The following is a 22,199-nucleotide window of genomic DNA, read 5'->3' as shown; positions in this document are numbered from 1 at the left end:
AAAGGCCTTGAAAGACCTACTGAATTTGCTGAAAAACCAGGGTCAAGTCGAAGAGTTCGACGCCATCCGCATCGGTCTGGCGTCGCCTGAAATGATCCGTTCGTGGTCGTTCGGTGAAGTTAAGAAGCCGGAAACCATCAACTACCGTACGTTCAAGCCTGAGCGTGACGGCCTTTTCTGCGCCAAGATCTTTGGCCCGGTCAAGGACTACGAGTGCCTGTGCGGCAAGTACAAGCGCCTGAAGCACCGCGGTGTGATCTGCGAGAAGTGCGGCGTTGAAGTTGCCCTTGCCAAGGTTCGTCGTGAGCGCATGGCGCACATCGAGCTGGCCTCGCCGGTCGCCCACATCTGGTTCCTGAAGTCGCTGCCGTCCCGTATCGGCCTGCTGATGGACATGACCCTGCGTGACATCGAGCGCGTGCTCTATTTCGAGAGCTACGTCGTTATCGACCCAGGCATGACTACCCTCGAGAAGGGCCAGCTGCTGAATGACGAGCAGTACTTCGAAGCGCTGGAAGAGTTCGGTGACGATTTCGACGCCCGCATGGGTGCCGAGGCTGTCCGCGAGCTGCTGCACGCTATCGACCTGGAGCACGAGATCGGTCGCCTGCGCGAAGAGATTCCGCAGACCAACTCGGAAACCAAGATCAAGAAGCTGTCCAAGCGCTTGAAGCTGATGGAAGCCTTCCAGGGCTCGGGCAACCTGCCTGAGTGGATGGTTCTGACCGTTCTGCCGGTACTGCCGCCGGACCTGCGCCCATTGGTTCCGCTGGATGGCGGCCGCTTCGCGACCTCCGACCTGAACGACCTGTATCGTCGGGTGATCAACCGTAACAACCGTCTCAAGCGCCTGCTCGATCTGTCGGCGCCGGACATCATCGTGCGCAACGAAAAGCGCATGCTGCAGGAAGCGGTAGACGCCCTGCTGGACAACGGCCGTCGCGGTCGCGCCATCACTGGCTCGAACAAGCGTCCGCTGAAGTCCCTGGCCGACATGATCAAAGGTAAGCAAGGTCGCTTCCGTCAGAACTTGCTCGGCAAGCGCGTGGACTACTCCGGCCGTTCGGTAATTACCGTAGGCCCGACCCTGCGCCTGCATCAGTGCGGTCTGCCGAAGAAGATGGCCCTGGAGCTGTTCAAGCCGTTCATTTTCGGCAAGCTGGAAATGCGTGGTCTGGCGACCACCATCAAGGCTGCCAAGAAGATGGTCGAGCGCGAGCTGCCAGAGGTATGGGACGTTCTCGCTGAAGTGATTCGCGAACACCCCGTACTGCTGAACCGTGCACCGACCCTTCACCGTCTGGGTATCCAGGCGTTCGAGCCTGTGCTCATCGAAGGCAAGGCCATTCAGCTGCACCCGCTGGTCTGTGCTGCGTACAACGCCGACTTCGACGGTGACCAGATGGCCGTTCACGTGCCTCTGACGCTGGAAGCACAGCTTGAAGCGCGCGCGCTGATGATGTCGACCAACAACATTCTGTCGCCAGCCAACGGTGAGCCAATCATCGTTCCGTCGCAGGACGTTGTACTGGGTCTGTACTACATGACCCGTGAAGCCATCAATGCCAAGGGCGAGGGTCGCGTATTCGCCGACCTGCAGGAAGTCGACCGCGTATTCCGCGCCGGCGAAGCCGCTCTGCACGCGAAGATCAAGGTCCGTATCAACGAGACCGTGAAAGACCGTGATGGCAGCATCACCAAGAACACCCGCATCGTCGACACCACTGTCGGCCGTGCTCTGCTGTTCCAGGTTGTACCGGCAGGCCTGCCGTACGATGTGGTCAACCAGCCGATGAAGAAAAAGGCGATCTCCAAGCTGATCAACCAGTGCTACCGCGTGGTTGGTCTGAAAGAGACCGTGATCTTCGCCGACCAGTTGATGTACACCGGTTTCGCCTACTCGACCATTTCCGGCGTTTCCATCGGTGTGAATGACTTCGTCATCCCTGATGAAAAAGCACGCATCATTGGCAGCGCCACTGATGAAGTGAAGGAAATCGAGAGCCAGTACGCTTCCGGCCTGGTAACCCAGGGCGAGAAGTACAACAAGGTCATCGACTTGTGGTCCAAGGCGAACGACGAAGTGTCCAAGGCGATGATGGCCAACCTCTCGAAAGAGAAGGTCATCGACCGCGAGGGCAAAGAAGTCGAGCAAGAGTCCTTCAACTCGATGTACATGATGGCTGACTCGGGTGCGCGGGGTTCCGCAGCACAGATTCGTCAGTTGGCCGGTATGCGTGGTCTGATGGCCAAGCCGGACGGCTCGATCATCGAGACGCCGATCACCGCGAACTTCCGTGAAGGTCTGAGCGTACTCCAGTACTTCATCTCGACGCACGGTGCTCGTAAAGGTCTGGCGGATACCGCGTTGAAGACTGCGAACTCCGGTTACCTGACCCGTCGTCTGGTGGACGTTGCGCAAGACCTGGTTGTAACCGAGATCGATTGCGGTACCGACCAAGGCCTGCTGATGACTCCGCACATTGAAGGCGGTGACGTTGTAGAGCCGTTGGGTGAGCGTGTACTGGGCCGTGTCATCGCCCGCGACGTGTTCAAGCCAGGCACCGAGGACGTCATCGTTCCTGCCGGTACCCTGGTCGACGAGCAGTGGGTCGAGTTCATCGAGCTGAATAGCATCGACGAAGTTGTCGTGCGTTCGCCGATCAGCTGCGAAACCCGCTACGGTATCTGTGCCAAGTGCTACGGTCGTGATCTGGCCCGCGGTCATCAGGTGAACATCGGTGAAGCTGTCGGCGTTATCGCTGCACAGTCGATCGGTGAGCCGGGTACCCAGCTGACCATGCGTACGTTCCACATCGGTGGTGCTGCAAGCCGTACTTCGGCTGCCGACAGCGTCCAGGTGAAGAACGGCGGTATGGTCCGTCTGCACAACCTGAAGCAGGTCGAGCGCGCCGATGGCAACCTGGTTGCCGTATCGCGTTCCGGTGAGCTGGCCATTGCCGATGAATTCGGTCGTGAGCGCGAGCGTTACAAGCTGCCTTACGGTGCGGTTATTTCGGTCAAGGAAGGTGACAAGGTCGAAGCTGGCGCCATCGTCGCCAAGTGGGACCCGCACACCCACCCGATCGTTACCGAGCTCAAAGGTACCGTGACCTTCGTGGGCATGGAAGAAAACATCACCATCAAGCGCCAGACCGACGAGCTGACCGGCCTGACCAACATCGAAGTGCTGGACGTCAAGGATCGCCCTGCCTCAGGCAAGGAAATCCGTCCGGCAATCAAGATGGTCGATGCCAATGGCAAGGATCTGTACCTGCCAGGTACCGACGTACCTGCACAGTACTTCCTGCCAGCGAACGCCTTGGTAGGTGTTGCTGACGGTGCACAGATCGGTGTTGGTGACGTTATCGCGCGTATCCCGCAAGAAACGTCGAAGACCCGTGACATCACCGGTGGTCTGCCACGTGTTGCCGACCTGTTCGAAGCACGTCGTCCGAAAGAAGCCTCGATTCTGGCTGAAGTCAGCGGCACCATCGCATTCGGCAAGGAGACCAAGGGCAAGCGTCGTCTGGTCATTACCCCGACCGACGGTAGCGATCCGTATGAAGAGCTGATTCCGAAGTGGCGCCACCTGAACGTCTTCGAAGGCGAACAGGTAAACCGCGGCGAAGTCATCTCCGACGGCCCGAGCGATCCGCACGACATCCTGCGTCTGCTGGGTGTGAGCGCGCTGGCGAAATACATCGTCAACGAGATCCAGGACGTGTACCGTCTGCAAGGCGTTAAGATCAACGACAAGCACATCGAGACCATCCTGCGTCAGATGCTGCGTAAGGTCGAGATCTCCGAGTCGGGCGATTCCAGCTTCATCAAGGGCGACCAGATGGAACTGACTCAGGTGCTGGTCGAGAACGAGCGTCTCGCCGCCGATGACAAGTTCGTATCGAAGTTCACCCGTGTACTGCTGGGTATCACCAAGGCCTCGCTGTCGACCGAGTCGTTCATCTCCGCGGCTTCCTTCCAGGAAACCACGCGCGTGCTGACCGAAGCGGCCGTAACCGGCAAGCGCGATTACCTGCGCGGCCTGAAAGAGAACGTGGTCGTGGGTCGTCTGATCCCGGCCGGTACCGGTCTGGCCTACCACAGCGAGCGTAAGCGTCGCCGTGATGCCGACAAACCGCTGCGCGTAAGTGCCAGTGAGGTGGAAGCCGCACTGACCGAAGCGCTGAACTCCAGCGGTAACTAAGTACAGGGCAGGGCCCCGGCAAGCTCCGCACGGTCATCGGCGACATGAAATGTTGCCGATGATCGGGCGGGGAGGGCCGGGGCCTTGTCTTGACTGGGTGCAAGATCCTCTTTAGACTTTTGTACCCTTAAATTTGGTGAGGCTCCGTCTCGCCAATTTTTGGCTTTCTTGCAAGACAATAGAGTCGCAAGACAATCAGTGGAGCTAGTAGATGGCAACTATCAACCAGCTGGTACGTCAGCCGCGTAAGCGTTCGGTCGAAAAGTCCGACGTTCCTGCGCTGCAGAACTGCCCGCAACGTCGTGGCGTGTGCACCCGTGTGTACACCACTACGCCGAAAAAACCAAACTCGGCACTGCGTAAAGTATGCCGTGTGCGTCTGACCAACGGTTTCGAGGTTTCCTCGTACATCGGCGGTGAAGGCCACAACCTGCAAGAGCACAGCGTCGTCCTGATCCGTGGCGGCCGTGTAAAAGACTTGCCAGGTGTTCGTTACCACACCGTTCGCGGCTCTCTGGATACTTCGGGCGTCAAAGGCCGTAACCAGGGTCGTTCGAAGTACGGTACCAAGCGTCCGAAGTAAGCGGCCGTTTGCAGACATCCATTTTTTTGAGTCGATAAGAGTAAGGTCGGGCAGGGGTCGAAGACCCACGTCCCGGGCTAACCTGAAGACCGTTTGAGGGCTTATCATGCCAAGACGTCGTGTAGCAGCAAAACGTGAGATCCTTGACGATCCGAAGTACGGATCCCAGATTCTCGCCAAGTTCATGAACCACGTGATGGAAAGCGGCAAGAAGGCCGTAGCCGAGCGCATCGTTTACGGTGCCCTGGATACCGTCAAAGCACGCAAGAACAGCGACCCCCTGGAAATCTTCGAGAAAGCTCTCGACGCCATCGCTCCGCTGGTCGAAGTAAAGTCCCGCCGTGTCGGCGGTGCCACTTACCAGGTCCCGGTTGAAGTTCGTCCATCCCGTCGTAACGCTCTGGCAATGCGCTGGCTCGTAGACTACGCCCGCAAGCGCGGCGAGAAGTCGATGGCTCTGCGCCTGGCTGGTGAGCTGCTGGATGCTGCCGAAGGCAAGGGTGCTGCAGTCAAGAAGCGTGAAGACGTGCACCGTATGGCTGAAGCCAACAAAGCGTTCTCGCACTACCGCTTCTAATTCAAGCATCAATCATTTTGCGAGGGCTTTATGGCTCGTACTACAGCAATTAACCGCTACCGTAACATTGGTATCTGTGCCCACGTTGACGCGGGCAAGACCACCACTACCGAGCGGATCCTGTTCTACACAGGTCTGAGCCACAAGATGGGCGAGGTGCATGATGGCGCCGCGACCACCGACTGGATGGTGCAGGAGCAGGAGCGCGGTATCACCATTACCTCCGCTGCCGTTACCACCTTCTGGAAAGGTTCCCGTGGGCAGTACGACAACTACCGCGTAAACGTCATCGATACCCCTGGCCACGTTGACTTCACCATTGAAGTAGAGCGTTCGCTGCGTGTACTCGACGGCGCGGTCGTTGTGTTCTGCGGTACCTCCGGCGTTGAGCCGCAGTCCGAGACCGTATGGCGTCAGGCCAACAAGTACGGCGTTCCACGTGTTGTCTACGTGAACAAGATGGACCGTGCCGGTGCCAACTTCCTGCGCGTCGTAGGTCAGATCAAGAACCGCCTGGGTCACACTCCGGTTCCAGTACAGCTGGCTATCGGTGCGGAAGACGACTTCCAGGGTCAGGTCGACCTGATCAAGATGAAAGCCATCTACTGGAACGACGACGACAAAGGCACTACCTACCGCGAAGAAGAAATTCCTGCGGATATGGTCGAGCTGGCCAACGAATGGCGCAGCAACATGGTCGAGGCTGCTGCCGAGGCCAACGAAGAGCTGATGAACAAGTACCTTGAAGAAGGTGACCTGTCCGTCGAAGACATCAAGGCTGGTCTGCGCGCCCGTACCCTGGCGAGCGAGATCGTTCCTGCTGTCTGCGGTTCCTCGTTCAAGAACAAGGGCGTTCCCCTGGTTCTCGACGCCGTCATTGATTACCTGCCTGCGCCAACCGAGATTCCTGCGATCAAGGGTATCCACCCTGATCTGATCGACGTGCCGAAGGATGAGGTTCAGCCAGAGCAGTACGACGAGCGTCCTGCTGACGACAACGCGCCGTTCTCGGCCTTGGCGTTCAAGATCGCTACTGACCCATTCGTTGGTACTCTGACCTTCGTCCGCGTCTACTCGGGCTTCCTGACCTCCGGTGACTCCGTCATCAACTCGGTCAAGGGCAAGAAAGAGCGCGTTGGTCGTATGGTGCAGATGCACGCCAACCAGCGGGAAGAAATCAAGGAAGTACGTGCAGGCGACATCGCTGCTCTGATCGGCATGAAGGACGTCACCACCGGTGACACCCTGTGCAACGCCGACAAGCCGATCATCCTTGAGCGTATGGACTTCCCTGAGCCGGTTATTTCGCTCTCCGTAGAGCCGAAGACCAAGGCTGACCAGGAGAAGATGGGCATCGCACTGGGCAAGCTGGCCCAGGAAGACCCGTCGTTCCGCGTCAAAACCGACGAGGAAACCGGCCAGACCATCATCTCCGGTATGGGTGAGCTGCACCTGGACATCCTCGTTGACCGCATGAAGCGCGAGTTCAACGTCGAGTGCAACGTCGGCAAGCCGCAGGTTTCGTACCGCGAGAAGATCACCAAGTCCAACGTCGAAATCGAAGGTAAGTTCGTTCGTCAGTCGGGTGGTCGTGGTCAGTTCGGTCACTGCTGGATCCGTTTCTCGGAGCCGGACGTAGACGAGAAGGGCAACATCACCGAAGGTCTGGTGTTCACCAACGAAGTCGTTGGTGGTGTGATTCCTAAGGAATTCATCGCCCCGATCCAGAAGGGTATCGAAGAGCAGATGAAAAACGGCGTTGTTGCCGGTTATCCGCTGCTTGGCCTGAAGGCCACGGTATTCGATGGTTCGTATCACGACGTCGACTCCAACGAAATGGCGTTCAAGATCGCCGCTTCGATGGCGACCAAGCAACTGGCCCAGAAGGGCGGTGGCGTGGTGCTTGAGCCGATCATGAAGGTCGAAGTTGTAACCCCGGAAGATTACCTGGGTGACGTGATGGGTGACCTGAGCCGTCGTCGTGGGATGATCCAGGGTAATGAAGACTCGGTGTCCGGCAAGGTAATCACTGCTGAGGTACCGCTCGGAGAGATGTTCGGTTACGCGACCGACGTTCGTTCCATGTCTCAGGGTCGCGCAAGCTACTCCATGGAATTCTCCAAATACGCCGAAGCTCCGTCGAACATCGTCGAAGCACTCGTTAAAAAACAAGGCTAATCCCCTTTAGGCAAGAGGTTCACTGTCGTGGCTAAAGAAAAATTTGATCGTTCCCTTCCGCACGTTAACGTTGGCACCATCGGCCACGTTGACCACGGTAAAACCACTCTGACCGCAGCTCTGACTCGCGTTTGCTCCGAAGTTTTCGGTTCGGCAGTCGTTGAGTTCGACAAGATCGACTCGGCTCCGGAAGAAAAAGCGCGCGGTATCACCATCAACACCGCTCACGTTGAGTACAACTCGACCATTCGTCACTACGCTCACGTTGACTGCCCAGGTCACGCTGACTATGTGAAGAACATGATCACCGGTGCTGCCCAGATGGACGGCGCGATCCTGGTTTGCTCGGCCGCCGATGGTCCGATTCCACAAACCCGTGAGCACATCCTGCTGTCCCGTCAGGTTGGCGTTCCGTACATCGTGGTCTTCCTGAACAAGGCTGACCTGGTAGACGACGCTGAGCTGCTGGAACTGGTCGAGATGGAAGTTCGCGACCTGCTGTCCACCTACGACTTCCCAGGCGACGACACTCCGATCATCATCGGTTCCGCTCGTATGGCTCTGGAAGGCAAAGACGACAACGAAATGGGCACTACCGCTGTCAAGAAGCTGGTAGAGACTCTGGACAGCTACATTCCTGAGCCAGTTCGTGCCATCGACCAGCCGTTCCTGATGCCGATCGAAGACGTATTCTCGATCTCGGGTCGTGGTACCGTTGTTACCGGTCGTATCGAGCGTGGTATCGTCCGCGTTCAGGATCCGCTGGAAATCGTTGGTCTGCGTGACACCACCACCACCACCTGCACCGGTGTTGAGATGTTCCGCAAGCTGCTGGACGAAGGCCGTGCTGGCGAGAACTGCGGCGTTCTGCTGCGTGGTACCAAGCGTGACGACGTTGAGCGTGGCCAGGTTCTGGTCAAGCCAGGTTCGGTCAAGCCGCACACCAAGTTCACCGCAGAAGTCTACGTTCTGTCGAAGGAAGAAGGCGGCCGTCACACTCCGTTCTTCAAAGGCTACCGTCCTCAGTTCTACTTCCGTACCACTGACGTGACCGGTAACTGCGAACTGCCGGAAGGCGTTGAAATGGTAATGCCAGGTGACAACATTCAGATGACTGTTACCCTGATCAAGACCATCGCAATGGAAGACGGTCTGCGCTTCGCTATCCGTGAAGGCGGTCGTACCGTCGGCGCCGGCGTCGTAGCCAAAATCATCGAGTAATCACTCGACCGATTGAAAAAACCCCCGCTCAGCGGGGGTTTTTTTTATTGGGTTGACACTAAATAGGGGCGTCTATAGAATCACGCCTCCTTTTAGCGGGCGTAGTGCGTCCGTTGGGAACAGCCTGGAGTCTGAAATCCAATGCAAAATCAGCAAATCCGAATCAGGTTGAAGGCTTTCGACCATCGCCTGATCGACCAATCCACCCAGGAAATCGTGGAAACCGCGAAACGTACTGGTGCACAAGTGCGTGGTCCAATTCCACTGCCTACCCGCAAAGAGCGTTTCACCGTTCTGGTCTCCCCGCACGTCAACAAAGACGCGCGTGACCAGTACGAGATCCGCACTCATAAGCGTGTTCTGGACATCGTCCAGCCAACGGATAAAACCGTTGACGCGCTGATGAAGCTTGATCTGGCGGCAGGTGTGGAAGTGCAGATCAGCCTCGGCTAAGACTTCGGTCTTGTCGTGTAACGCTCTGAAATGGGCGGCCATAGCGGGTGAAAGCCCCGTACACTCATGAGGTTTACAACATGACTATTGGTGTAGTCGGTCGCAAGTGCGGTATGACCCGCATTTTCACCGAAGAAGGTGTCTCCATTCCGGTCACGGTCATTGAGATCGAGCCGAATCGCGTCACCCAGTTCAAAACTGAAGAAACCGATGGCTACCGTGCAGTGCAAGTCACTGTCGGCGAGCGTCGTGCTTCGCGTGTGACTGCCGCTCAGGCAGGTCACTTCGCCAAGGCCAACGTTGCCGCTGGTCGCGGTGTCTGGGAGTTCCGTCTTGAAGAAGGCGAGTTCCAGGCTGGCGACTCGATCAAAGCTGAACTCTTCACTGCAGGCCAGCTGGTAGACGTTACTGGTCAGTCCAAAGGTAAAGGCTTTGCCGGTACCATCAAGCGCTGGAACTTCCGTGGCCAGGACAACACCCACGGTAACTCCGTGTCGCACCGTGTCCCGGGCTCCATCGGCCAGTGCCAGACTCCTGGTCGTGTGTTCAAGGGCAAGAAAATGTCCGGTCACATGGGCGCCGAGCGCGTGACTGTTCAGTCCCTGGAAGTAGTTCGCGTAGACGCTGAGCGCAACCTGCTGCTGGTCAAGGGTGCCGTTCCTGGTGCTACTGGCGGCGACGTGGTTGTACGTCCAGCTGTCAAGGCTCGCGGTTAAGGGGAAACTGACATGCAACTTAATGTAAATGACGCTCAGGCGATCGAAGTTTCCGAACTGACTTTCGGTGGCGAATTCAACGAGACGCTGGTACACCAAGCAGTCGTGGCCTACATGGCCGGCGGCCGTCAGGGCACCAAGCAGCAAAAGACCCGTTCCGACGTGGCTGGTGGCGGTAAGCGCCCATGGCGTCAGAAGGGTACTGGCCGTGCTCGTGCTGGTACCACTCGTGGTCCGATCTGGCGTGGCGGTGGTGTAACCTTCGCAGCTCGTCCTCAGGATCACTCGCAGAAGCTCAACAAGAAGATGTATCGCGCAGCTCTGCGCTCCATCCTCGCTGAGCTGGTGCGTAGCGACCGTCTGGTCGTGGTTCAGGACTTCGCTGTTGAAGCACCGAAAACCAAAGATCTGCTGAACAAGCTGAACGGCATGGGTCTGAGCGACGTTCTGATCGTTTCGGACGCTGTTGATCAGAACCTGTACCTGGCTGCTCGTAACCTGCCGCACGTCGATGTACGTGACGTTCAAGGTTCCGACCCGGTCAGTCTGATCGCATACGAGAAAGTGTTGATCACTGTCTCGGCCGTGAAGAAATTCGAGGAGCTGCTGGGATGAACCAGGAACGCGTATTTAAAGTCCTCCTTGGCCCGCACGTTTCCGAGAAGGCTACCGTTCTGGCTGAGAAAAAAGGCCAGTTCGTATTCAAGGTTGCTACTGACGCAACCAAGCTGGAAATCAAGAAAGCTGTCGAAGGCCTGTTCAACGTAAAAGTTGAAAACGTGTCGACTGTTAACGTTCTGGGTAAAACCAAGCGTACCGCACGTGGTCTGGGCAAGCGTAATGACTGGAAGAAGGCGATCGTCTCCCTTCAGCCAGGCCAAGATCTCGATTTCAGCAGCAGTGCTGAGTAAGGAAGGGGTGCATCATGGCAATCGTTAAATGCAAACCGACTTCCCCTGGCCGCCGTTTCGTGGTCAAGGTGGTCAACCAGGAGCTGCACAAAGGCGCTCCTCACGCACCGCTGCTCGAGAAGAAATCGAAGTCTGGTGGTCGTAACAACAATGGCCGCATTACCACTCGTCACGTTGGTGGTGGTCATAAGCAGCATTACCGTCTGGTCGACTTCCGTCGCAACGACAAAGATGGCATCCCAGCCACTGTCGAGCGTATCGAATACGATCCAAACCGTACTGCTCACATCGCCCTGCTGTGCTACGCAGACGGTGAGCGTCGCTACATCATCGCCCCTAAAGGCGTGAGTGCTGGCGACCAGCTGATCGCAGGTGCTCTGGCCCCAATCAAGGCCGGTAACTCCCTGCAGCTGCGCAATATCCCAGTAGGTAGCACCATTCACGGCATCGAACTGAAGCCGGGTAAAGGTGCTCAGATCGCTCGTTCCGCTGGTGCTTCGGCTCAGCTGATCGCTCGTGAAGGCGTCTACGTGACTCTGCGTCTGCGTTCCGGTGAGATGCGTAAAGTACTGGCTGAGTGCCGTGCGACCCTGGGCGAAGTCTCGAACTCCGAGCACAGCCTGCGCTCGCTGGGTAAAGCTGGTGCCAAACGCTGGCGCGGCGTTCGCCCAACCGTTCGTGGTGTTGCCATGAACCCGGTTGACCACCCACATGGTGGTGGTGAAGGTCGTACCTCCGGTGGTCGTCATCCGGTATCGCCATGGGGCTTCCCAACCAAGGGTGCTAAAACCCGTGGTAATAAGCGTACCGACAACATGATCGTCCGTCGTCGCAAGTAACTAGAGGGATACGACAGTGCCACGTTCTCTGAAAAAAGGTCCTTTTATCGATCTTCACCTGCTGAAGAAGGTCGAAGTGGCGGTGGAGAAGAATGATCGCAAGCCAGTTAAAACCTGGTCGCGTCGTTCGATGATCCTGCCACAAATGGTCGGTCTGACCATCGCGGTTCACAACGGTCGCCAGCATGTCCCAGTTCTCGTGAACGAAGACATGGTCGGCCACAAACTGGGCGAGTTCGCCGGTACCCGCACCTATCGCGGGCACGTGGCTGACAAGAAAGCCAAGCGTTAAGGGGTAAGGAAATGGAAGTAGCCGCTAAGTTGTCGGGCGCTCGCATCTCCGCCCAGAAAGCCCGCTTGGTCGCCGACCAGATCCGCGGGAAGAAGGTGGGCGAAGCGCTCAACCTGTTGGCCTTCAGCAGCAAAAAAGCCGCTGAAATCATGAAGAAAGTCCTCGAGTCGGCCGTTGCCAACGCCGAACACAACGAAGGCGCAGACGTTGATGACCTGAAGGTCTCCACCGTCTTCGTCAACGAAGGGCGTTCGCTGAAGCGCATCATGCCACGTGCCAAAGGCCGTGCTGATCGCATCGTCAAGCGGTCTTGCCATATCACTGTCAAGGTTGCGGACAAGTAACGGAGTCGATCAGATGGGTCAGAAAGTACATCCCACTGGCATTCGCCTGGGAATCGTCAAGGAGCACACCTCCGTCTGGTACGCAGACGGTGCTACTTACGCAGATTACCTCTTGAAGGATCTGAAAACGCGTGAGTACCTCCAAGACAAACTAAAAAGCGCGTCCGTAAGCCGTATCGATATTCATCGTCCGGCTCAAACTGCACGCATCACCATCCACACCGCTCGTCCCGGTATCGTTATCGGTAAGAAAGGTGAAGATGTCGAGAAGCTGCGTCAGGACCTGACCAAGCAGATGGGTGTGCCTGTGCACATCAACATCGAAGAGATCCGCAAGCCGGAACTCGACGCTATGCTGGTTGCGCAGAGCGTAGCTCAGCAGCTGGAACGCCGCGTAATGTTCCGTCGCGCCATGAAGCGCGCCGTACAGAACGCCATGCGTATTGGTGCCAAGGGCATCAAGATCCAGGTGAGCGGTCGTCTCGGCGGTGCTGAGATTGCTCGTACCGAGTGGTATCGCGAAGGGCGTGTGCCTCTGCACACCCTGCGTGCCGATATCGACTACAACACCTACGAAGCTCACACCACTTACGGTGTGATCGGTGTGAAGGTTTGGATCTTCAAAGGCGAAGTTATTGGTGGTCGCCAAGAAGAACTGAAACCACAAGCACCAGCGCCTCGTAAAAAAGCTGCTAAGTAAGGGGTACGCCAAATGTTGCAACCAAAGCGTACAAAATTCCGCAAGCAGATGACCGGCCACAACCGTGGTCTGGCACTGCGCGGTAGCAAAGTCAGCTTCGGCGAGTTCGCCTTGAAAGCTGTTGCTCGCGGTCGCCTCACCGCCCGCCAGATCGAGTCGGCACGTCGTGCTCTGACCCGTCACGTTAAGCGTGGCGGTAAGATCTGGATCCGTGTCTTCCCGGACAAGCCGATCTCCAAGAAGCCTCTCGAGGTTCGTATGGGTAAAGGTAAGGGTTCCGTGGAATACTGGGTTGCCCAGATCCAGCCAGGCAAAGTCCTGTACGAGATCGAGGGTGTTTCTGAAGAGCTGGCGCGCGAAGCTTTCGCCCTGGCTGCTGCAAAGCTGCCTCTCGCCACCTCCTTTGTTAAGCGGACGGTGATGTGATGAAAGCGAATGAACTTCGTGAAAAATCTGCACAGCAACTGAATGAGCAACTGCTCGGCTTGCTGCGCGACCAGTTCAATCTGCGTATGCAGAAGGCAACTGGCCAGTTGGGGCAGTCGCACCTGCTCTCGCAAGTTAAGCGTGACATCGCTCGCGTGAAAACTGTGCTTAACCAGCAGGCAGGTAAGTGATCATGGCTGAAGCTGAAAAAACCGTCCGTACGCTGACTGGCCGTGTCGTCAGCGACAAAATGGACAAGACCATCACCGTTCTGATCGAGCGTCGCGTCAAGCACCCGATCTACGGTAAATACGTTAAGCGTTCGACTAAGCTGCACGCGCACGACGAATCCAACCAGTGCAAAATCGGCGACAAGGTTTCCATCCGTGAAACCCGTCCGCTGGCCAAGACCAAGTCCTGGGCACTGGTTGAAGTCCTCGAACGCGCTGTTGAAGTCTAAGGGCTAGGGGTCGGAGAAATTTTATGATTCAGACTCAATCCATGCTCGATGTGGCCGATAACAGCGGCGCTCGTCGCGTCATGTGCATCAAGGTTCTCGGCGGTTCGCACCGCCGTTACGCCGGCATCGGTGACATCATCAAAGTAACCGTCAAGGAAGCAATTCCGCGCGGTAAGGTCAAAAAAGGCCAGGTGATGACCGCTGTTGTCGTCCGTACCCGTCACGGTGTACGTCGCGCTGACGGTTCCATCATTCGTTTCGACGGCAACGCTGCTGTTCTGCTGAACACCAAGCAAGAGCCGATCGGCACTCGCATCTTCGGGCCAGTGACCCGTGAACTTCGTACTGAGAAGTTCATGAAGATCGTCTCGCTCGCCCCTGAAGTGCTGTAAGGAGATCCGACATGCAAAAGATTCGTCGTGACGACGAGATCATCGTGATCGCCGGCAAAGACAAAGGTAAGCGCGGTAAGGTGCTGAAGGTTCTCGCTGACGACCGTCTGGTCGTTGGTGGTGTGAACCTGGTCAAGCGTCATACCAAGCCTAACCCGATGGCGGGCGTTCAGGGCGGTATCGTCGAAAAAGAAGCGCCTCTGCACGCTTCCAACGTTGCCATCTTCAATGGCGAAACCAACAAGGCTGACCGCGTTGGTTTCAAAGTAGAAGACGGTAAGAAAATTCGTGTCTTCAAGTCGACCCAAAAAGCGGTTGATGCTTGAACACTGCTAGGTAGAAGACCATGGCACGACTGAAAGAGATTTACCGGAACGAAATCGCTCCTAAGCTTAAGGAAGAACTTAAGCTGTCGAACGTGATGGAAGTTCCGCGCGTTACCAAGATCACCCTGAACATGGGTCTGGGCGAAGCGATCGGCGACAAGAAAGTCATCGAGCACGCTGTTGCCGACCTGGAAAAGATCACCGGTCAAAAGCCGGTTGTGACTTTCGCTCGTAAATCCATCGCGGGCTTCAAAGTCCGTGAAGGATGGCCGATCGGTGTCAAGGTGACCCTGCGTCGCGAAAAGATGTACGAATTCCTGGACCGCCTGCTGGCGATCTCCCTGCCTCGGGTCCGCGACTTCCGCGGCCTGAATGCCAAGTCCTTCGATGGTCGTGGCAACTACAGCATGGGCGTGAAAGAGCAGATCATCTTCCCGGAAATCGATTACGACAAGATCGATGCTCTGCGCGGTTTGGACATCACCCTGACCACCACTGCTCGTTCGGATGACGAAGGCCGCGCTCTGCTGCGTGCATTCAAATTCCCGTTCCGCAACTGATTGGAGTAGGAAAATGGCCAAGAAGAGCATGAAAAACCGCGAGCTGAAGCGTCAGCTCACGGTAGCCAAGTTCGCCAAAAAGCGTGCTGAGCTGAAAGCGACCATCGTCAATCTGAACGCCTCTCCTGAAGAGCGTTTCGCTGCCGTTGTCGCTCTGCAGAAGCAGCCACGTGATGCCAGCGCTGCGCGTCTGCGCAACCGTTGCCGCCTGACCGGTCGTCCTCACGGTGTTTACCGTAAGTTCGGCCTGGGCCGTAACATGCTGCGTCAAGCGGCAATGCGCGGTGACGTACCAGGTCTGGTCAAGGCCTCCTGGTAATCGCTGTAGGCGTGACGCTGGCGGAAGGGGAGTGATCTTCCGACCGCCGGTGTTCTCGCCAACAAACAAGCCCCTTCATGGGGCTTGTTTCGTTTCTGTCTTGTGTCTAGAATGACCGGCTCACCTGAGCCTGGGGTTTTACCCTGCCTGCTTGGGTGGTTGTGATAGCCGCAAGGCTAATAATTCTTGTATCAGGAGCATCTAGCCCATGAGTATGCAGGACCCGTTAGCGGACATGCTAACTCGCATCCGTAATGCCCAGATGGCTGAAAAGTCCGTCGTAAGCATGCCTTCCTCCACTCTGAAGGTCGCGGTTGCCAAAGTTCTGAAAGACGAAGGTTACATCGCTGGCTACCAGGTTACTGGTGAGGCCAAGCCGTCCCTGTCGATCGAACTCAAGTACTTCGAAGGCCGTCCGGTCATCGAGGAACTGAAGCGTTCCAGCCGTCCTGGCCTGCGCCAGTACAAGTCCGTCACAGACCTGCCGAAAGTTCGTGGCGGCCTGGGCGTGTCTATCGTCTCCACCAACAAAGGTGTGATGACTGACCGCGCTGCGCGCGCTGCCGGTGTCGGCGGCGAAGTTCTGTGCACAGTGTTCTAAGGGGAGATAGGCATGTCTCGCGTCGCTAAGAACCCCGTTAAGCTGCCAGCTGGTGTCGAAGTCAAATTCGCCGGTCAGCAGCTTTCGGTGAAGGGTGCCAAAGGCACTCTCGAACTGAACGTTCACTCGTCTGTTGAAGTTACCGAAGAGTCCGGCGAACTGCGTTTCGTCGCTCGCAACGGTGATCAGCAAGCTCGCGCCATGGCCGGTACTACCCGTGCTCTGGTCAACAACATGGTCCAGGGCGTAAGCCAAGGCTTTGAGCGCAAGCTCCAGCTGGTCGGTGTTGGTTACAAGGCACAGGCCAAAGGCACCGTCCTGAACCTGGCTCTGGGCTTCTCGCATCCAGTGGACTACGAACTGCCAGCCGGTATCACTGCTGAAACTCCCAGCCAAACCGACATCCTGATCAAGGGTATCGACAAGCAGCTGGTAGGTCAGGTGGCCGCTGAAATCCGCGACTTCCGTCCACCAGAGCCTTACAAAGGCAAGGGTGTGCGTTACGCGGACGAAGTAGTCCGTCGTAAAGAAGCCAAGAAGAAGTAGGGCCTAGCAAATGACCGACAAAAAAGTTACTCGACTGCGTCGCGCTCGCAAAGCACGTCTCAAGATGCACGAACTCGAAGTCGTGCGCCTGTGCGTGTTCCGCTCCTCGCAGCACATCTACGCCCAGGTCATTTCGGCCGACGGCAGCAAGGTTTTGGCAAGTGCCTCGACCTTGGACAAAGACCTGCGTGATGGCGCCACTGGCAACATCGACGCGGCCACTAAGGTTGGCAAGCTGGTAGCTGAGCGTGCGAAAGCCGCCGGTGTATCTCAAGTTGCCTTTGACCGTTCCGGCTTCAAGTACCATGGCCGCGTCAAAGCGCTGGCTGATGCTGCTCGTGAAGGCGGGCTGGAGTTCTAAGTTATGGCAAATAACGATCAAAAGCGCGACGAAGGCTACATCGAGAAGCTGGTTCAAGTTAACCGCGTAGCTAAAACCGTTAAAGGCGGCCGTATCTTCACCTTCACCGCGCTGACCGTGGTGGGTGATGGTAAAGGTCGCGTCGGCTTCGGCCGTGGCAAATCGCGCGAAGTACCTGCCGCGATCCAGAAAGCCATGGAAGCTGCTCGTCGCAACATGATCCAGGTTGACCTGAAGGGCACCACCCTGCAGTACGCCACCAAGGCCGCCCACGGCGCCTCGAAGGTTTACATGCAGCCTGCTTCGGAAGGTACCGGTATCATCGCCGGCGGCGCCATGCGTGCTGTCCTGGAAGTTGCTGGTGTTCAGAACGTCCTGGCCAAGTGCTACGGTTCGACCAACCCAGTGAACGTGGTTTACGCCACCTTCAAGGGTCTGAAAGCCATGCAATCTCCTGAGTCCATTGCTGCCAAGCGCGGCAAGAGCGTTGAGGAGATCTTCTGATCATGGCAACCGTAAAAGTAACGCTGATCAAGAGCGTCTCGGGCCGTATCCCTAACCACAAACTGTGCGTTAAAGGTCTGGGTCTGCGTCGCATCGGTCACACTGTAGAAGTCCAGGATACTCCCGAGAACCGCGGGATGATCAACAAGGCTTACTACATGCTGCGCGTCGAGGGTTAATCGATGAAACTCAATGATCTGAGTCCAGCGCCGGGTTCCCGTCGCGAAAAGCATCGTCCGGGTCGTGGTATCGGTAGCGGTCTGGGTAAGACCGGCGGCCGTGGCCACAAAGGTCAGACCTCCCGTTCGGGTGGTTCGATCGCTCCGGGCTTCGAAGGCGGTCAACAGCCGCTGCACCGTCGCCTGCCGAAGTTCGGCTTCGTTTCCCTGAAAGCCATGGATCGCGCAGAAGTGCGTCTGTCCGAACTGGCTAAAGTGGAAGGCGACGTGATCTCCGTGCAATCCCTGAAGGATGCCAACGTGATCAACCAGCACATTCAGCGTGTGAAAATCATGCTGTCTGGCGAAGTTACTCGCGCAGTCACCATCAAGGGTATCGCAGCCACCAAGGGTGCGCGTGCGGCTATCGAAGCAGCTGGCGGCAAATTCGAGGAATAAATGGCTAAGCAAGGTGCTCTCTCTTCGCTCGGTAAGGGCGGGATGTCGGAACTCTGGGCTCGTCTGCGCTTTCTGTTCATGGCGATCATCGTCTATCGGATAGGTGCGCATATCCCGGTTCCAGGCATCAATCCGGACCGTCTGGCGGATCTGTTTCGGCAGAATGAGGGGACCATTCTTAGCTTGTTCAACATGTTTTCCGGTGGCGCGCTCGAGCGCATGAGCATCTTTGCATTGGGGATCATGCCGTACATCTCGGCATCGATCATCATGCAGCTGATGACGGCGGTCAGCCCGCAACTGGAGCAGTTGAAGAAGGAAGGTGAAGCTGGCCGTCGCAAGATCAGCCAGTACACCCGCTACGGCACCGTTATTCTGGCGCTGGTTCAAGCCATTGGCATGTCCATTGGCCTGGCCAACCAGGGCGTGGCGTTTTCTGCGGGCCTTGGCTTCCATGTCGTCGCGGTTTCCACGTTTGTGGCAGGCGCGATGTTCATGATGTGGCTGGGTGAGCAGATCACCGAGCGCGGTGTGGGCAACGGTATCTCGATGTTGATCTTCGCAGGTATCGTTGCCGGTCTTCCGAGAGCAATCGGGCAGTCTTTCGAGTCTGCGCGCACAGGCGATATCAACATTTTCGCCCTGGTCGCTATCGGTTTGCTGGCAGTAGCGATTATCGGTTTTGTGGTGTTCATTGAGCGTGGTCAGCGTCGTATCGCCGTTCACTATGCCAAGCGTCAGCAGGGCCGTAAGGTCTTTGCAGCGCAGACCAGCCACTTGCCGCTGAAAGTGAACATGGCGGGGGTTATCCCGGCCATTTTCGCGAGCAGCATTCTGCTGTTCCCGGCTTCGCTGGGTGCCTGGTTCGGTCAGTCCGAAGGTATGGGCTGGCTGCAGGACATCTCGCAGTCGATCGCTCCTGGTCAGCCGTTGAACATTCTGCTGTTTAGTGCAGGGATCATTTTCTTCTGCTTCTTCTACACAGCGTTGATGTTCAACCCGAAAGACGTAGCGGAAAACCTGAAGAAGTCCGGTGCCTTTATTCCGGGTATCCGTCCTGGTGAGCAGTCGGCGCGCTACATTGATGGCGTTCTGACTCGTTTGACCATGTTCGGTGCTCTTTACATGATGGCCGTCTGCCTTCTGCCCCAGTTCCTGGTGGTGGCAGCAAATGTGCCGTTCTACCTTGGCGGGACCTCGTTGCTGATTGTGGTAGTGGTTGTGATGGACTTCATGTCCCAAGTACAATCGCACCTCGTTTCGCACCAGTACGAATCCCTGATGAAGAAAGCCAACCTGAAAGGCTACGGTGGCAGCGGTTTGCTGCGCTGATACGCCCCTAAGGTTCGAGGAGTCGGTAATGAAAGTTCGTGCATCGGTGAAAAAGCTGTGCCGCAACTGCAAGATCATCCGTCGCGAAGGCGTCGTACGAGTGATCTGCAGCGCGGAACCGCGTCACAAACAGCGCCAAGGCTGAGTGTGATCTGCGTTTCAAACCCAGCAGCTAGTGTGCTGCTGGGTTGATTATTCGTTTCTACAGCGATATTATCTCGCGCCCTATTTCTTGGCTTCCGGGGCGTAGGTAGCTGTCAATTGGAGTCCCACTGAATGGCCCGTATTGCAGGCGTCAACATTCCAGATAACAAGCATACTGTTATCTCGCTGACCTACATCTATGGTGTCGGTCGCACAACTGCACAGAAGATCTGTGCAGATGCTGGTGTAAATCCAGCCGCTAAGATCAAGGATCTGAGCGACGAGCAAATTGAAACCCTGCGTGGCGAAGTTGCGAAGTTCACCACCGAAGGTGACCTGCGTCGTGACGTCAACATGAAGATCAAGCGCTTGATGGACCTGGGTTGCTACCGCGGCCTGCGTCATCGTAAAGGTCTGCCGGTTCGCGGTCAGCGCACCAAGACCAACGCACGCACCCGTAAGGGCCCGCGTAAGCCGATCCGCAAGTAATCGCCCAGGAATATAGACATGGCAAAACCTGCTGCTCGTCCTCGTAAGAAAGTCAAAAAGACAGTGGTTGATGGCATCGCCCACATCCATGCGTCTTTCAACAACACCATCGTGACCATCACCGACCGTCAGGGCAATGCTTTGTCCTGGGCGACCTCCGGTGGCTCGGGTTTCCGTGGTTCGCGCAAATCCACCCCGTTCGCAGCTCAGATCGCTGCTGAGCGTGCTGGTCAAGCTGCGCTGGAATACGGTCTTAAGAACCTCGACGTAAACGTCAAGGGTCCAGGTCCAGGTCGTGAGTCCGCCGTTCGTGCATTGAACAGCTGCGGCTACAAGATCGCCAGCATCACCGACGTGACGCCAATCCCGCACAACGGGTGCCGTCCGCCGAAGAAGCGCCGCGTGTAATCAGGAGACAGAAGAATGGCACGTTACATTGGTCCAAAATGCAAACTGTCTCGTCGTGAAGGCACCGACCTGTTCCTGAAGAGCGGCGTTCGCGCTCTGGAATCGAAGTGCAACATCGAAGCAGCCCCAGGTATCCACGGCCAGCGCCGTGGCCGTCAGTCCGACTACGGTACCCAGCTGCGCGAGAAACAAAAAGTCCGTCGTATCTACGGTGTTCTGGAGCGTCAGTTCCGCGGTTACTACCAAGCTGCTGCCTCGAAAAAAGGCGCAACCGGTGAGAACCTGCTGCAACTGCTCGAGTGCCGTCTGGATAACGTCGTCTACCGTATGGGCTTCGGCTCGACTCGTTCCGAGTCCCGTCAGCTGGTTTCGCACAAAGCGATCAGCGTCAACGGTAAGACTGTAAACATTCCATCCTACCAAGTTCGTCCGGGTGACGTGGTCGCGGTTCGCGAGAAGTCGTCGAACCAGCTGCGCATTGTTCAAGCCCTTGAACTGTGCGCCCAGCGTGGCCGCGTTGAGTGGGTAGACGTAGATTCCGCTAAGAAGTCGGGCGTTTTCAAGAACGTTCCTGCTCGCGGCGACCTCTCTGCCGACATCAACGAAAACCTGATTGTCGAGCTCTACTCCAAGTAAGGGCTAGAAAATAGGTGCATCCATGCAGATTTCGGTAAATGAGTTCCTGACTCCCCGCCATATTGATGTGCAGGTAGTCAGTCCGACCCGCGCCAAGATCACGCTCGAGCCTCTCGAGCGTGGCTTCGGCCATACCCTGGGCAACGCGCTGCGCCGCATCCTGTTGTCCTCCATGCCTGGCTGTGCAGTAGTCGAGGCCGAGATCGATGGCGTACTCCATGAGTACTCCGCGATCGAAGGTGTACAGGAAGACGTAATTGAAATCCTGTTGAACCTTAAAGGTCTGGCTATCAAACTGCACGGTCGTGACGAAGTTACGCTGACCTTGTCGAAAAAGGGTTCGGGGGTGGTTACCGCTGCCGATATTCAGCTGGATCACGATGTCGAGATCGTCAACCCCGATCACGTAATCGCGAACCTGGCGTCCAACGGCGCCCTGAACATGAAGCTCACTGTAGCTCGTGGTCGCGGTTACGAGCCGGCTGACTCCCGTCAAACCGACGAAGACGAAAGCCGTAGCATTGGCCGTCTGCAGCTGGACGCTTCGTTCAGCCCGGTGCGTCGTATCGCCTATGTGGTCGAGAACGCCCGTGTTGAACAGCGTACCAACCTGGACAAGCTGGTCATTGATCTGGAAACCAACGGCACCCTGGATCCTGAAGAGGCTATCCGCCGCGCTGCGACCATCCTGCAACAGCAGTTGGCCGCGTTCGTCGACCTCAAAGGTGACAGCGAGCCTGTCGTAGTCGAGCAGGAAGACGAGATCGATCCGATCCTGCTACGTCCGGTTGACGACCTGGAACTGACTGTACGTTCGGCCAACTGCCTCAAGGCGGAGAACATCTACTACATCGGCGACCTGATTCAGCGTACCGAAGTAGAGCTGTTGAAGACTCCTAACCTGGGCAAGAAGTCCCTGACTGAAATCAAGGACGTGCTGGCCTCTCGTGGTCTGTCTCTCGGCATGCGCCTCGACAACTGGCCGCCTGCAAGTCTTAAGAAAGACGACAAGGCGACCGCCTGATCGTCGTAATCACCGAACGTAGTGTTTGGTAAG

Annotated in this window: 32 protein-coding genes; all 32 read left to right on the top strand. The window is 56.9% G+C overall.

From position 1 onward, the window contains the following. Positions 1-7 precede the first annotated feature (7 nt). The 32 genes from rpoC to ACIPZH_RS16680 all read left to right on the top strand — a co-directional run bounded on the left by rpoC (position 8) and on the right by ACIPZH_RS16680 (position 22,166). Positions 8-4,207: a DNA-directed RNA polymerase subunit beta' gene (gene rpoC, locus ACIPZH_RS16835; RefSeq protein WP_400636938.1), complete on the top strand. Its 4,200-nt coding sequence runs from the start codon at positions 8-10 to the stop codon at positions 4,205-4,207. Between the two features lie 211 nt (positions 4,208-4,418). Beyond that, complete coding sequence (rpsL, locus tag ACIPZH_RS16830; protein ID WP_003255492.1) at positions 4,419-4,790, top strand: 30S ribosomal protein S12; 372 nt, start codon at positions 4,419-4,421, stop codon at positions 4,788-4,790. Positions 4,791-4,896: 106 nt separating this feature from the next. Then, positions 4,897-5,367, top strand: a complete 471-nt coding sequence (gene rpsG / locus ACIPZH_RS16825; protein WP_003246741.1) for a 30S ribosomal protein S7 — start codon at positions 4,897-4,899, stop codon at positions 5,365-5,367. Positions 5,368-5,397: 30 nt separating this feature from the next. Further along, the gene (gene fusA / locus ACIPZH_RS16820) at positions 5,398-7,545 is read left to right on the top strand and encodes an elongation factor G (protein ID WP_400636936.1); all 2,148 of its coding nucleotides are present in this window, start codon (positions 5,398-5,400) and stop codon (positions 7,543-7,545) included. A gap of 27 nt (positions 7,546-7,572) precedes the next feature. After that, complete coding sequence (gene tuf, locus ACIPZH_RS16815; RefSeq protein ID WP_400636934.1) at positions 7,573-8,766, top strand: elongation factor Tu; 1,194 nt, start codon at positions 7,573-7,575, stop codon at positions 8,764-8,766. Positions 8,767-8,907: 141 nt separating this feature from the next. Continuing rightward, positions 8,908-9,219 (top strand): 30S ribosomal protein S10, encoded by a 312-nt coding sequence (gene rpsJ, locus ACIPZH_RS16810; protein WP_003186070.1) that lies wholly within the window; start codon positions 8,908-8,910, stop codon positions 9,217-9,219. An 80-nt stretch (positions 9,220-9,299) separates the two neighbouring features. Then, positions 9,300-9,935, top strand: a complete 636-nt coding sequence (gene rplC / locus ACIPZH_RS16805) for a 50S ribosomal protein L3 (RefSeq protein ID WP_012316519.1) — start codon at positions 9,300-9,302, stop codon at positions 9,933-9,935. A 12-nt stretch (positions 9,936-9,947) separates the two neighbouring features. Continuing rightward, the gene (rplD, locus tag ACIPZH_RS16800) at positions 9,948-10,550 is read left to right on the top strand and encodes a 50S ribosomal protein L4 (protein WP_003255485.1); all 603 of its coding nucleotides are present in this window, start codon (positions 9,948-9,950) and stop codon (positions 10,548-10,550) included. Then, positions 10,547-10,846, top strand: a complete 300-nt coding sequence (rplW, locus tag ACIPZH_RS16795; RefSeq protein WP_003255484.1) for a 50S ribosomal protein L23 — start codon at positions 10,547-10,549, stop codon at positions 10,844-10,846. Before rplD ends, rplW begins: the two co-directional genes overlap by 4 nt. A 14-nt stretch (positions 10,847-10,860) precedes the next feature. Then, a complete protein-coding gene (gene rplB / locus ACIPZH_RS16790; protein WP_012316518.1) occupies positions 10,861-11,685 on the top strand; it encodes a 50S ribosomal protein L2 in 825 nt (274 codons plus the stop codon). Positions 11,686-11,701: 16 nt separating this feature from the next. Next, entirely contained in the window at positions 11,702-11,977 is a 276-nt protein-coding gene (rpsS, locus tag ACIPZH_RS16785; RefSeq protein WP_003255482.1) for a 30S ribosomal protein S19, read from the top strand. An 11-nt stretch (positions 11,978-11,988) separates the two neighbouring features. Beyond that, the gene (gene rplV, locus ACIPZH_RS16780) at positions 11,989-12,321 is read left to right on the top strand and encodes a 50S ribosomal protein L22 (protein ID WP_003103908.1); all 333 of its coding nucleotides are present in this window, start codon (positions 11,989-11,991) and stop codon (positions 12,319-12,321) included. Positions 12,322-12,334: 13 nt separating this feature from the next. Continuing rightward, on the top strand, positions 12,335-13,021 hold the full coding sequence (rpsC, locus tag ACIPZH_RS16775; protein ID WP_003255481.1) for a 30S ribosomal protein S3: 687 nt from the start codon (positions 12,335-12,337) through the stop codon (positions 13,019-13,021). A 12-nt stretch (positions 13,022-13,033) separates the two neighbouring features. Beyond that, a complete protein-coding gene (gene rplP / locus ACIPZH_RS16770; RefSeq protein ID WP_003255479.1) occupies positions 13,034-13,447 on the top strand; it encodes a 50S ribosomal protein L16 in 414 nt (137 codons plus the stop codon). After that, positions 13,447-13,638 (top strand): 50S ribosomal protein L29, encoded by a 192-nt coding sequence (gene rpmC / locus ACIPZH_RS16765; RefSeq protein ID WP_002555481.1) that lies wholly within the window; start codon positions 13,447-13,449, stop codon positions 13,636-13,638. Before rplP ends, rpmC begins: the two co-directional genes overlap by 1 nt. Before the next feature lie 2 nt (positions 13,639-13,640). Next, a complete protein-coding gene (rpsQ, locus tag ACIPZH_RS16760) occupies positions 13,641-13,907 on the top strand; it encodes a 30S ribosomal protein S17 (protein ID WP_008089812.1) in 267 nt (88 codons plus the stop codon). A 23-nt stretch (positions 13,908-13,930) separates the two neighbouring features. After that, positions 13,931-14,299 carry a 50S ribosomal protein L14 gene (gene rplN / locus ACIPZH_RS16755; protein ID WP_008089810.1) on the top strand — a complete coding sequence of 123 codons (369 nt, stop codon included), beginning with the start codon at positions 13,931-13,933 and terminating at the stop codon, positions 14,297-14,299. A gap of 11 nt (positions 14,300-14,310) precedes the next feature. Next, the gene (rplX, locus tag ACIPZH_RS16750) at positions 14,311-14,625 is read left to right on the top strand and encodes a 50S ribosomal protein L24 (protein ID WP_016715319.1); all 315 of its coding nucleotides are present in this window, start codon (positions 14,311-14,313) and stop codon (positions 14,623-14,625) included. 20 nt (positions 14,626-14,645) lie between these two features. Then, a complete protein-coding gene (rplE, locus tag ACIPZH_RS16745; protein ID WP_012316517.1) occupies positions 14,646-15,185 on the top strand; it encodes a 50S ribosomal protein L5 in 540 nt (179 codons plus the stop codon). A 13-nt stretch (positions 15,186-15,198) separates the two neighbouring features. Continuing rightward, positions 15,199-15,504, top strand: a complete 306-nt coding sequence (gene rpsN / locus ACIPZH_RS16740; RefSeq protein ID WP_012316516.1) for a 30S ribosomal protein S14 — start codon at positions 15,199-15,201, stop codon at positions 15,502-15,504. Positions 15,505-15,712: 208 nt separating this feature from the next. Then, positions 15,713-16,105: a 30S ribosomal protein S8 gene (rpsH, locus tag ACIPZH_RS16735; RefSeq protein ID WP_008089805.1), complete on the top strand. Its 393-nt coding sequence runs from the start codon at positions 15,713-15,715 to the stop codon at positions 16,103-16,105. 12 nt (positions 16,106-16,117) lie between these two features. After that, a complete protein-coding gene (rplF, locus tag ACIPZH_RS16730; protein ID WP_009681972.1) occupies positions 16,118-16,651 on the top strand; it encodes a 50S ribosomal protein L6 in 534 nt (177 codons plus the stop codon). A gap of 10 nt (positions 16,652-16,661) precedes the next feature. Further along, positions 16,662-17,012 carry a 50S ribosomal protein L18 gene (gene rplR, locus ACIPZH_RS16725; RefSeq protein WP_008089801.1) on the top strand — a complete coding sequence of 117 codons (351 nt, stop codon included), beginning with the start codon at positions 16,662-16,664 and terminating at the stop codon, positions 17,010-17,012. Between the two features lie 3 nt (positions 17,013-17,015). Then, complete coding sequence (rpsE, locus tag ACIPZH_RS16720) at positions 17,016-17,516, top strand: 30S ribosomal protein S5 (protein WP_003255465.1); 501 nt, start codon at positions 17,016-17,018, stop codon at positions 17,514-17,516. Positions 17,517-17,518: 2 nt separating this feature from the next. Beyond that, entirely contained in the window at positions 17,519-17,695 is a 177-nt protein-coding gene (gene rpmD, locus ACIPZH_RS16715; RefSeq protein ID WP_008089798.1) for a 50S ribosomal protein L30, read from the top strand. Between the two features lie 3 nt (positions 17,696-17,698). Beyond that, positions 17,699-18,133, top strand: a complete 435-nt coding sequence (rplO, locus tag ACIPZH_RS16710) for a 50S ribosomal protein L15 (protein WP_003255461.1) — start codon at positions 17,699-17,701, stop codon at positions 18,131-18,133. Continuing rightward, entirely contained in the window at positions 18,134-19,465 is a 1,332-nt protein-coding gene (secY, locus tag ACIPZH_RS16705) for a preprotein translocase subunit SecY (protein ID WP_003255459.1), read from the top strand. 28 nt (positions 19,466-19,493) lie between these two features. Then, positions 19,494-19,610 (top strand): 50S ribosomal protein L36, encoded by a 117-nt coding sequence (gene rpmJ, locus ACIPZH_RS16700; protein ID WP_002555468.1) that lies wholly within the window; start codon positions 19,494-19,496, stop codon positions 19,608-19,610. 131 nt (positions 19,611-19,741) lie between these two features. Then, entirely contained in the window at positions 19,742-20,098 is a 357-nt protein-coding gene (gene rpsM / locus ACIPZH_RS16695) for a 30S ribosomal protein S13 (RefSeq protein ID WP_012316515.1), read from the top strand. A gap of 18 nt (positions 20,099-20,116) precedes the next feature. Continuing rightward, a complete protein-coding gene (gene rpsK, locus ACIPZH_RS16690) occupies positions 20,117-20,506 on the top strand; it encodes a 30S ribosomal protein S11 (RefSeq protein ID WP_003255454.1) in 390 nt (129 codons plus the stop codon). Between the two features lie 15 nt (positions 20,507-20,521). After that, positions 20,522-21,142 (top strand): 30S ribosomal protein S4, encoded by a 621-nt coding sequence (gene rpsD / locus ACIPZH_RS16685; RefSeq protein WP_012316514.1) that lies wholly within the window; start codon positions 20,522-20,524, stop codon positions 21,140-21,142. A 22-nt stretch (positions 21,143-21,164) separates the two neighbouring features. Continuing rightward, a complete protein-coding gene (locus ACIPZH_RS16680) occupies positions 21,165-22,166 on the top strand; it encodes a DNA-directed RNA polymerase subunit alpha (protein WP_003255452.1) in 1,002 nt (333 codons plus the stop codon). Positions 22,167-22,199: the final 33 nt, after the last annotated feature.

Origin of the sequence: Pseudomonas sp. NPDC089758, from assembly GCF_044748705.1 — a bacterium.
In the GTDB taxonomy this organism is placed as follows: Bacteria; Pseudomonadota; Gammaproteobacteria; order Pseudomonadales; family Pseudomonadaceae; genus Aquipseudomonas; species Aquipseudomonas putida_X.
This window is presented reverse-complemented; position numbering and strand designations above follow the sequence as displayed.

Bases quoted from the DNA above. Each gene is read 5' to 3' on its own strand.
- rpsL (WP_003255492.1), top strand. From the start codon at position 4,419: ATGGCAACTATCAACCAGCTGGTACGTCAGCCGCGTAAGCGTTCGGTC.
- rpsG (WP_003246741.1), top strand. From the start codon at position 4,897: ATGCCAAGACGTCGTGTAGCAGCAAAACGTGAGATCCTTGACGATCCG.
- fusA (WP_400636936.1), top strand. From the start codon at position 5,398: ATGGCTCGTACTACAGCAATTAACCGCTACCGTAACATTGGTATCTGT.
- rpsJ (WP_003186070.1), top strand. From the start codon at position 8,908: ATGCAAAATCAGCAAATCCGAATCAGGTTGAAGGCTTTCGACCATCGC.
- rplC (WP_012316519.1), top strand. From the start codon at position 9,300: ATGACTATTGGTGTAGTCGGTCGCAAGTGCGGTATGACCCGCATTTTC.
- rplD (WP_003255485.1), top strand. From the start codon at position 9,948: ATGCAACTTAATGTAAATGACGCTCAGGCGATCGAAGTTTCCGAACTG.
- rplW (WP_003255484.1), top strand. From the start codon at position 10,547: ATGAACCAGGAACGCGTATTTAAAGTCCTCCTTGGCCCGCACGTTTCC.
- rplB (WP_012316518.1), top strand. From the start codon at position 10,861: ATGGCAATCGTTAAATGCAAACCGACTTCCCCTGGCCGCCGTTTCGTG.
- rplV (WP_003103908.1), top strand. From the start codon at position 11,989: ATGGAAGTAGCCGCTAAGTTGTCGGGCGCTCGCATCTCCGCCCAGAAA.
- rpsC (WP_003255481.1), top strand. From the start codon at position 12,335: ATGGGTCAGAAAGTACATCCCACTGGCATTCGCCTGGGAATCGTCAAG.
- rplP (WP_003255479.1), top strand. From the start codon at position 13,034: ATGTTGCAACCAAAGCGTACAAAATTCCGCAAGCAGATGACCGGCCAC.
- rpmC (WP_002555481.1), top strand. From the start codon at position 13,447: ATGAAAGCGAATGAACTTCGTGAAAAATCTGCACAGCAACTGAATGAG.
- rpsQ (WP_008089812.1), top strand. From the start codon at position 13,641: ATGGCTGAAGCTGAAAAAACCGTCCGTACGCTGACTGGCCGTGTCGTC.
- rplN (WP_008089810.1), top strand. From the start codon at position 13,931: ATGATTCAGACTCAATCCATGCTCGATGTGGCCGATAACAGCGGCGCT.
- rplX (WP_016715319.1), top strand. From the start codon at position 14,311: ATGCAAAAGATTCGTCGTGACGACGAGATCATCGTGATCGCCGGCAAA.
- rplE (WP_012316517.1), top strand. From the start codon at position 14,646: ATGGCACGACTGAAAGAGATTTACCGGAACGAAATCGCTCCTAAGCTT.
- rpsN (WP_012316516.1), top strand. From the start codon at position 15,199: ATGGCCAAGAAGAGCATGAAAAACCGCGAGCTGAAGCGTCAGCTCACG.
- rpsH (WP_008089805.1), top strand. From the start codon at position 15,713: ATGAGTATGCAGGACCCGTTAGCGGACATGCTAACTCGCATCCGTAAT.
- rplF (WP_009681972.1), top strand. From the start codon at position 16,118: ATGTCTCGCGTCGCTAAGAACCCCGTTAAGCTGCCAGCTGGTGTCGAA.
- rplR (WP_008089801.1), top strand. From the start codon at position 16,662: ATGACCGACAAAAAAGTTACTCGACTGCGTCGCGCTCGCAAAGCACGT.
- rpsE (WP_003255465.1), top strand. From the start codon at position 17,016: ATGGCAAATAACGATCAAAAGCGCGACGAAGGCTACATCGAGAAGCTG.
- rpmD (WP_008089798.1), top strand. From the start codon at position 17,519: ATGGCAACCGTAAAAGTAACGCTGATCAAGAGCGTCTCGGGCCGTATC.
- rplO (WP_003255461.1), top strand. From the start codon at position 17,699: ATGAAACTCAATGATCTGAGTCCAGCGCCGGGTTCCCGTCGCGAAAAG.
- secY (WP_003255459.1), top strand. From the start codon at position 18,134: ATGGCTAAGCAAGGTGCTCTCTCTTCGCTCGGTAAGGGCGGGATGTCG.
- rpmJ (WP_002555468.1), top strand. From the start codon at position 19,494: ATGAAAGTTCGTGCATCGGTGAAAAAGCTGTGCCGCAACTGCAAGATC.
- rpsM (WP_012316515.1), top strand. From the start codon at position 19,742: ATGGCCCGTATTGCAGGCGTCAACATTCCAGATAACAAGCATACTGTT.
- rpsK (WP_003255454.1), top strand. From the start codon at position 20,117: ATGGCAAAACCTGCTGCTCGTCCTCGTAAGAAAGTCAAAAAGACAGTG.
- rpsD (WP_012316514.1), top strand. From the start codon at position 20,522: ATGGCACGTTACATTGGTCCAAAATGCAAACTGTCTCGTCGTGAAGGC.
- ACIPZH_RS16680 (WP_003255452.1), top strand. From the start codon at position 21,165: ATGCAGATTTCGGTAAATGAGTTCCTGACTCCCCGCCATATTGATGTG.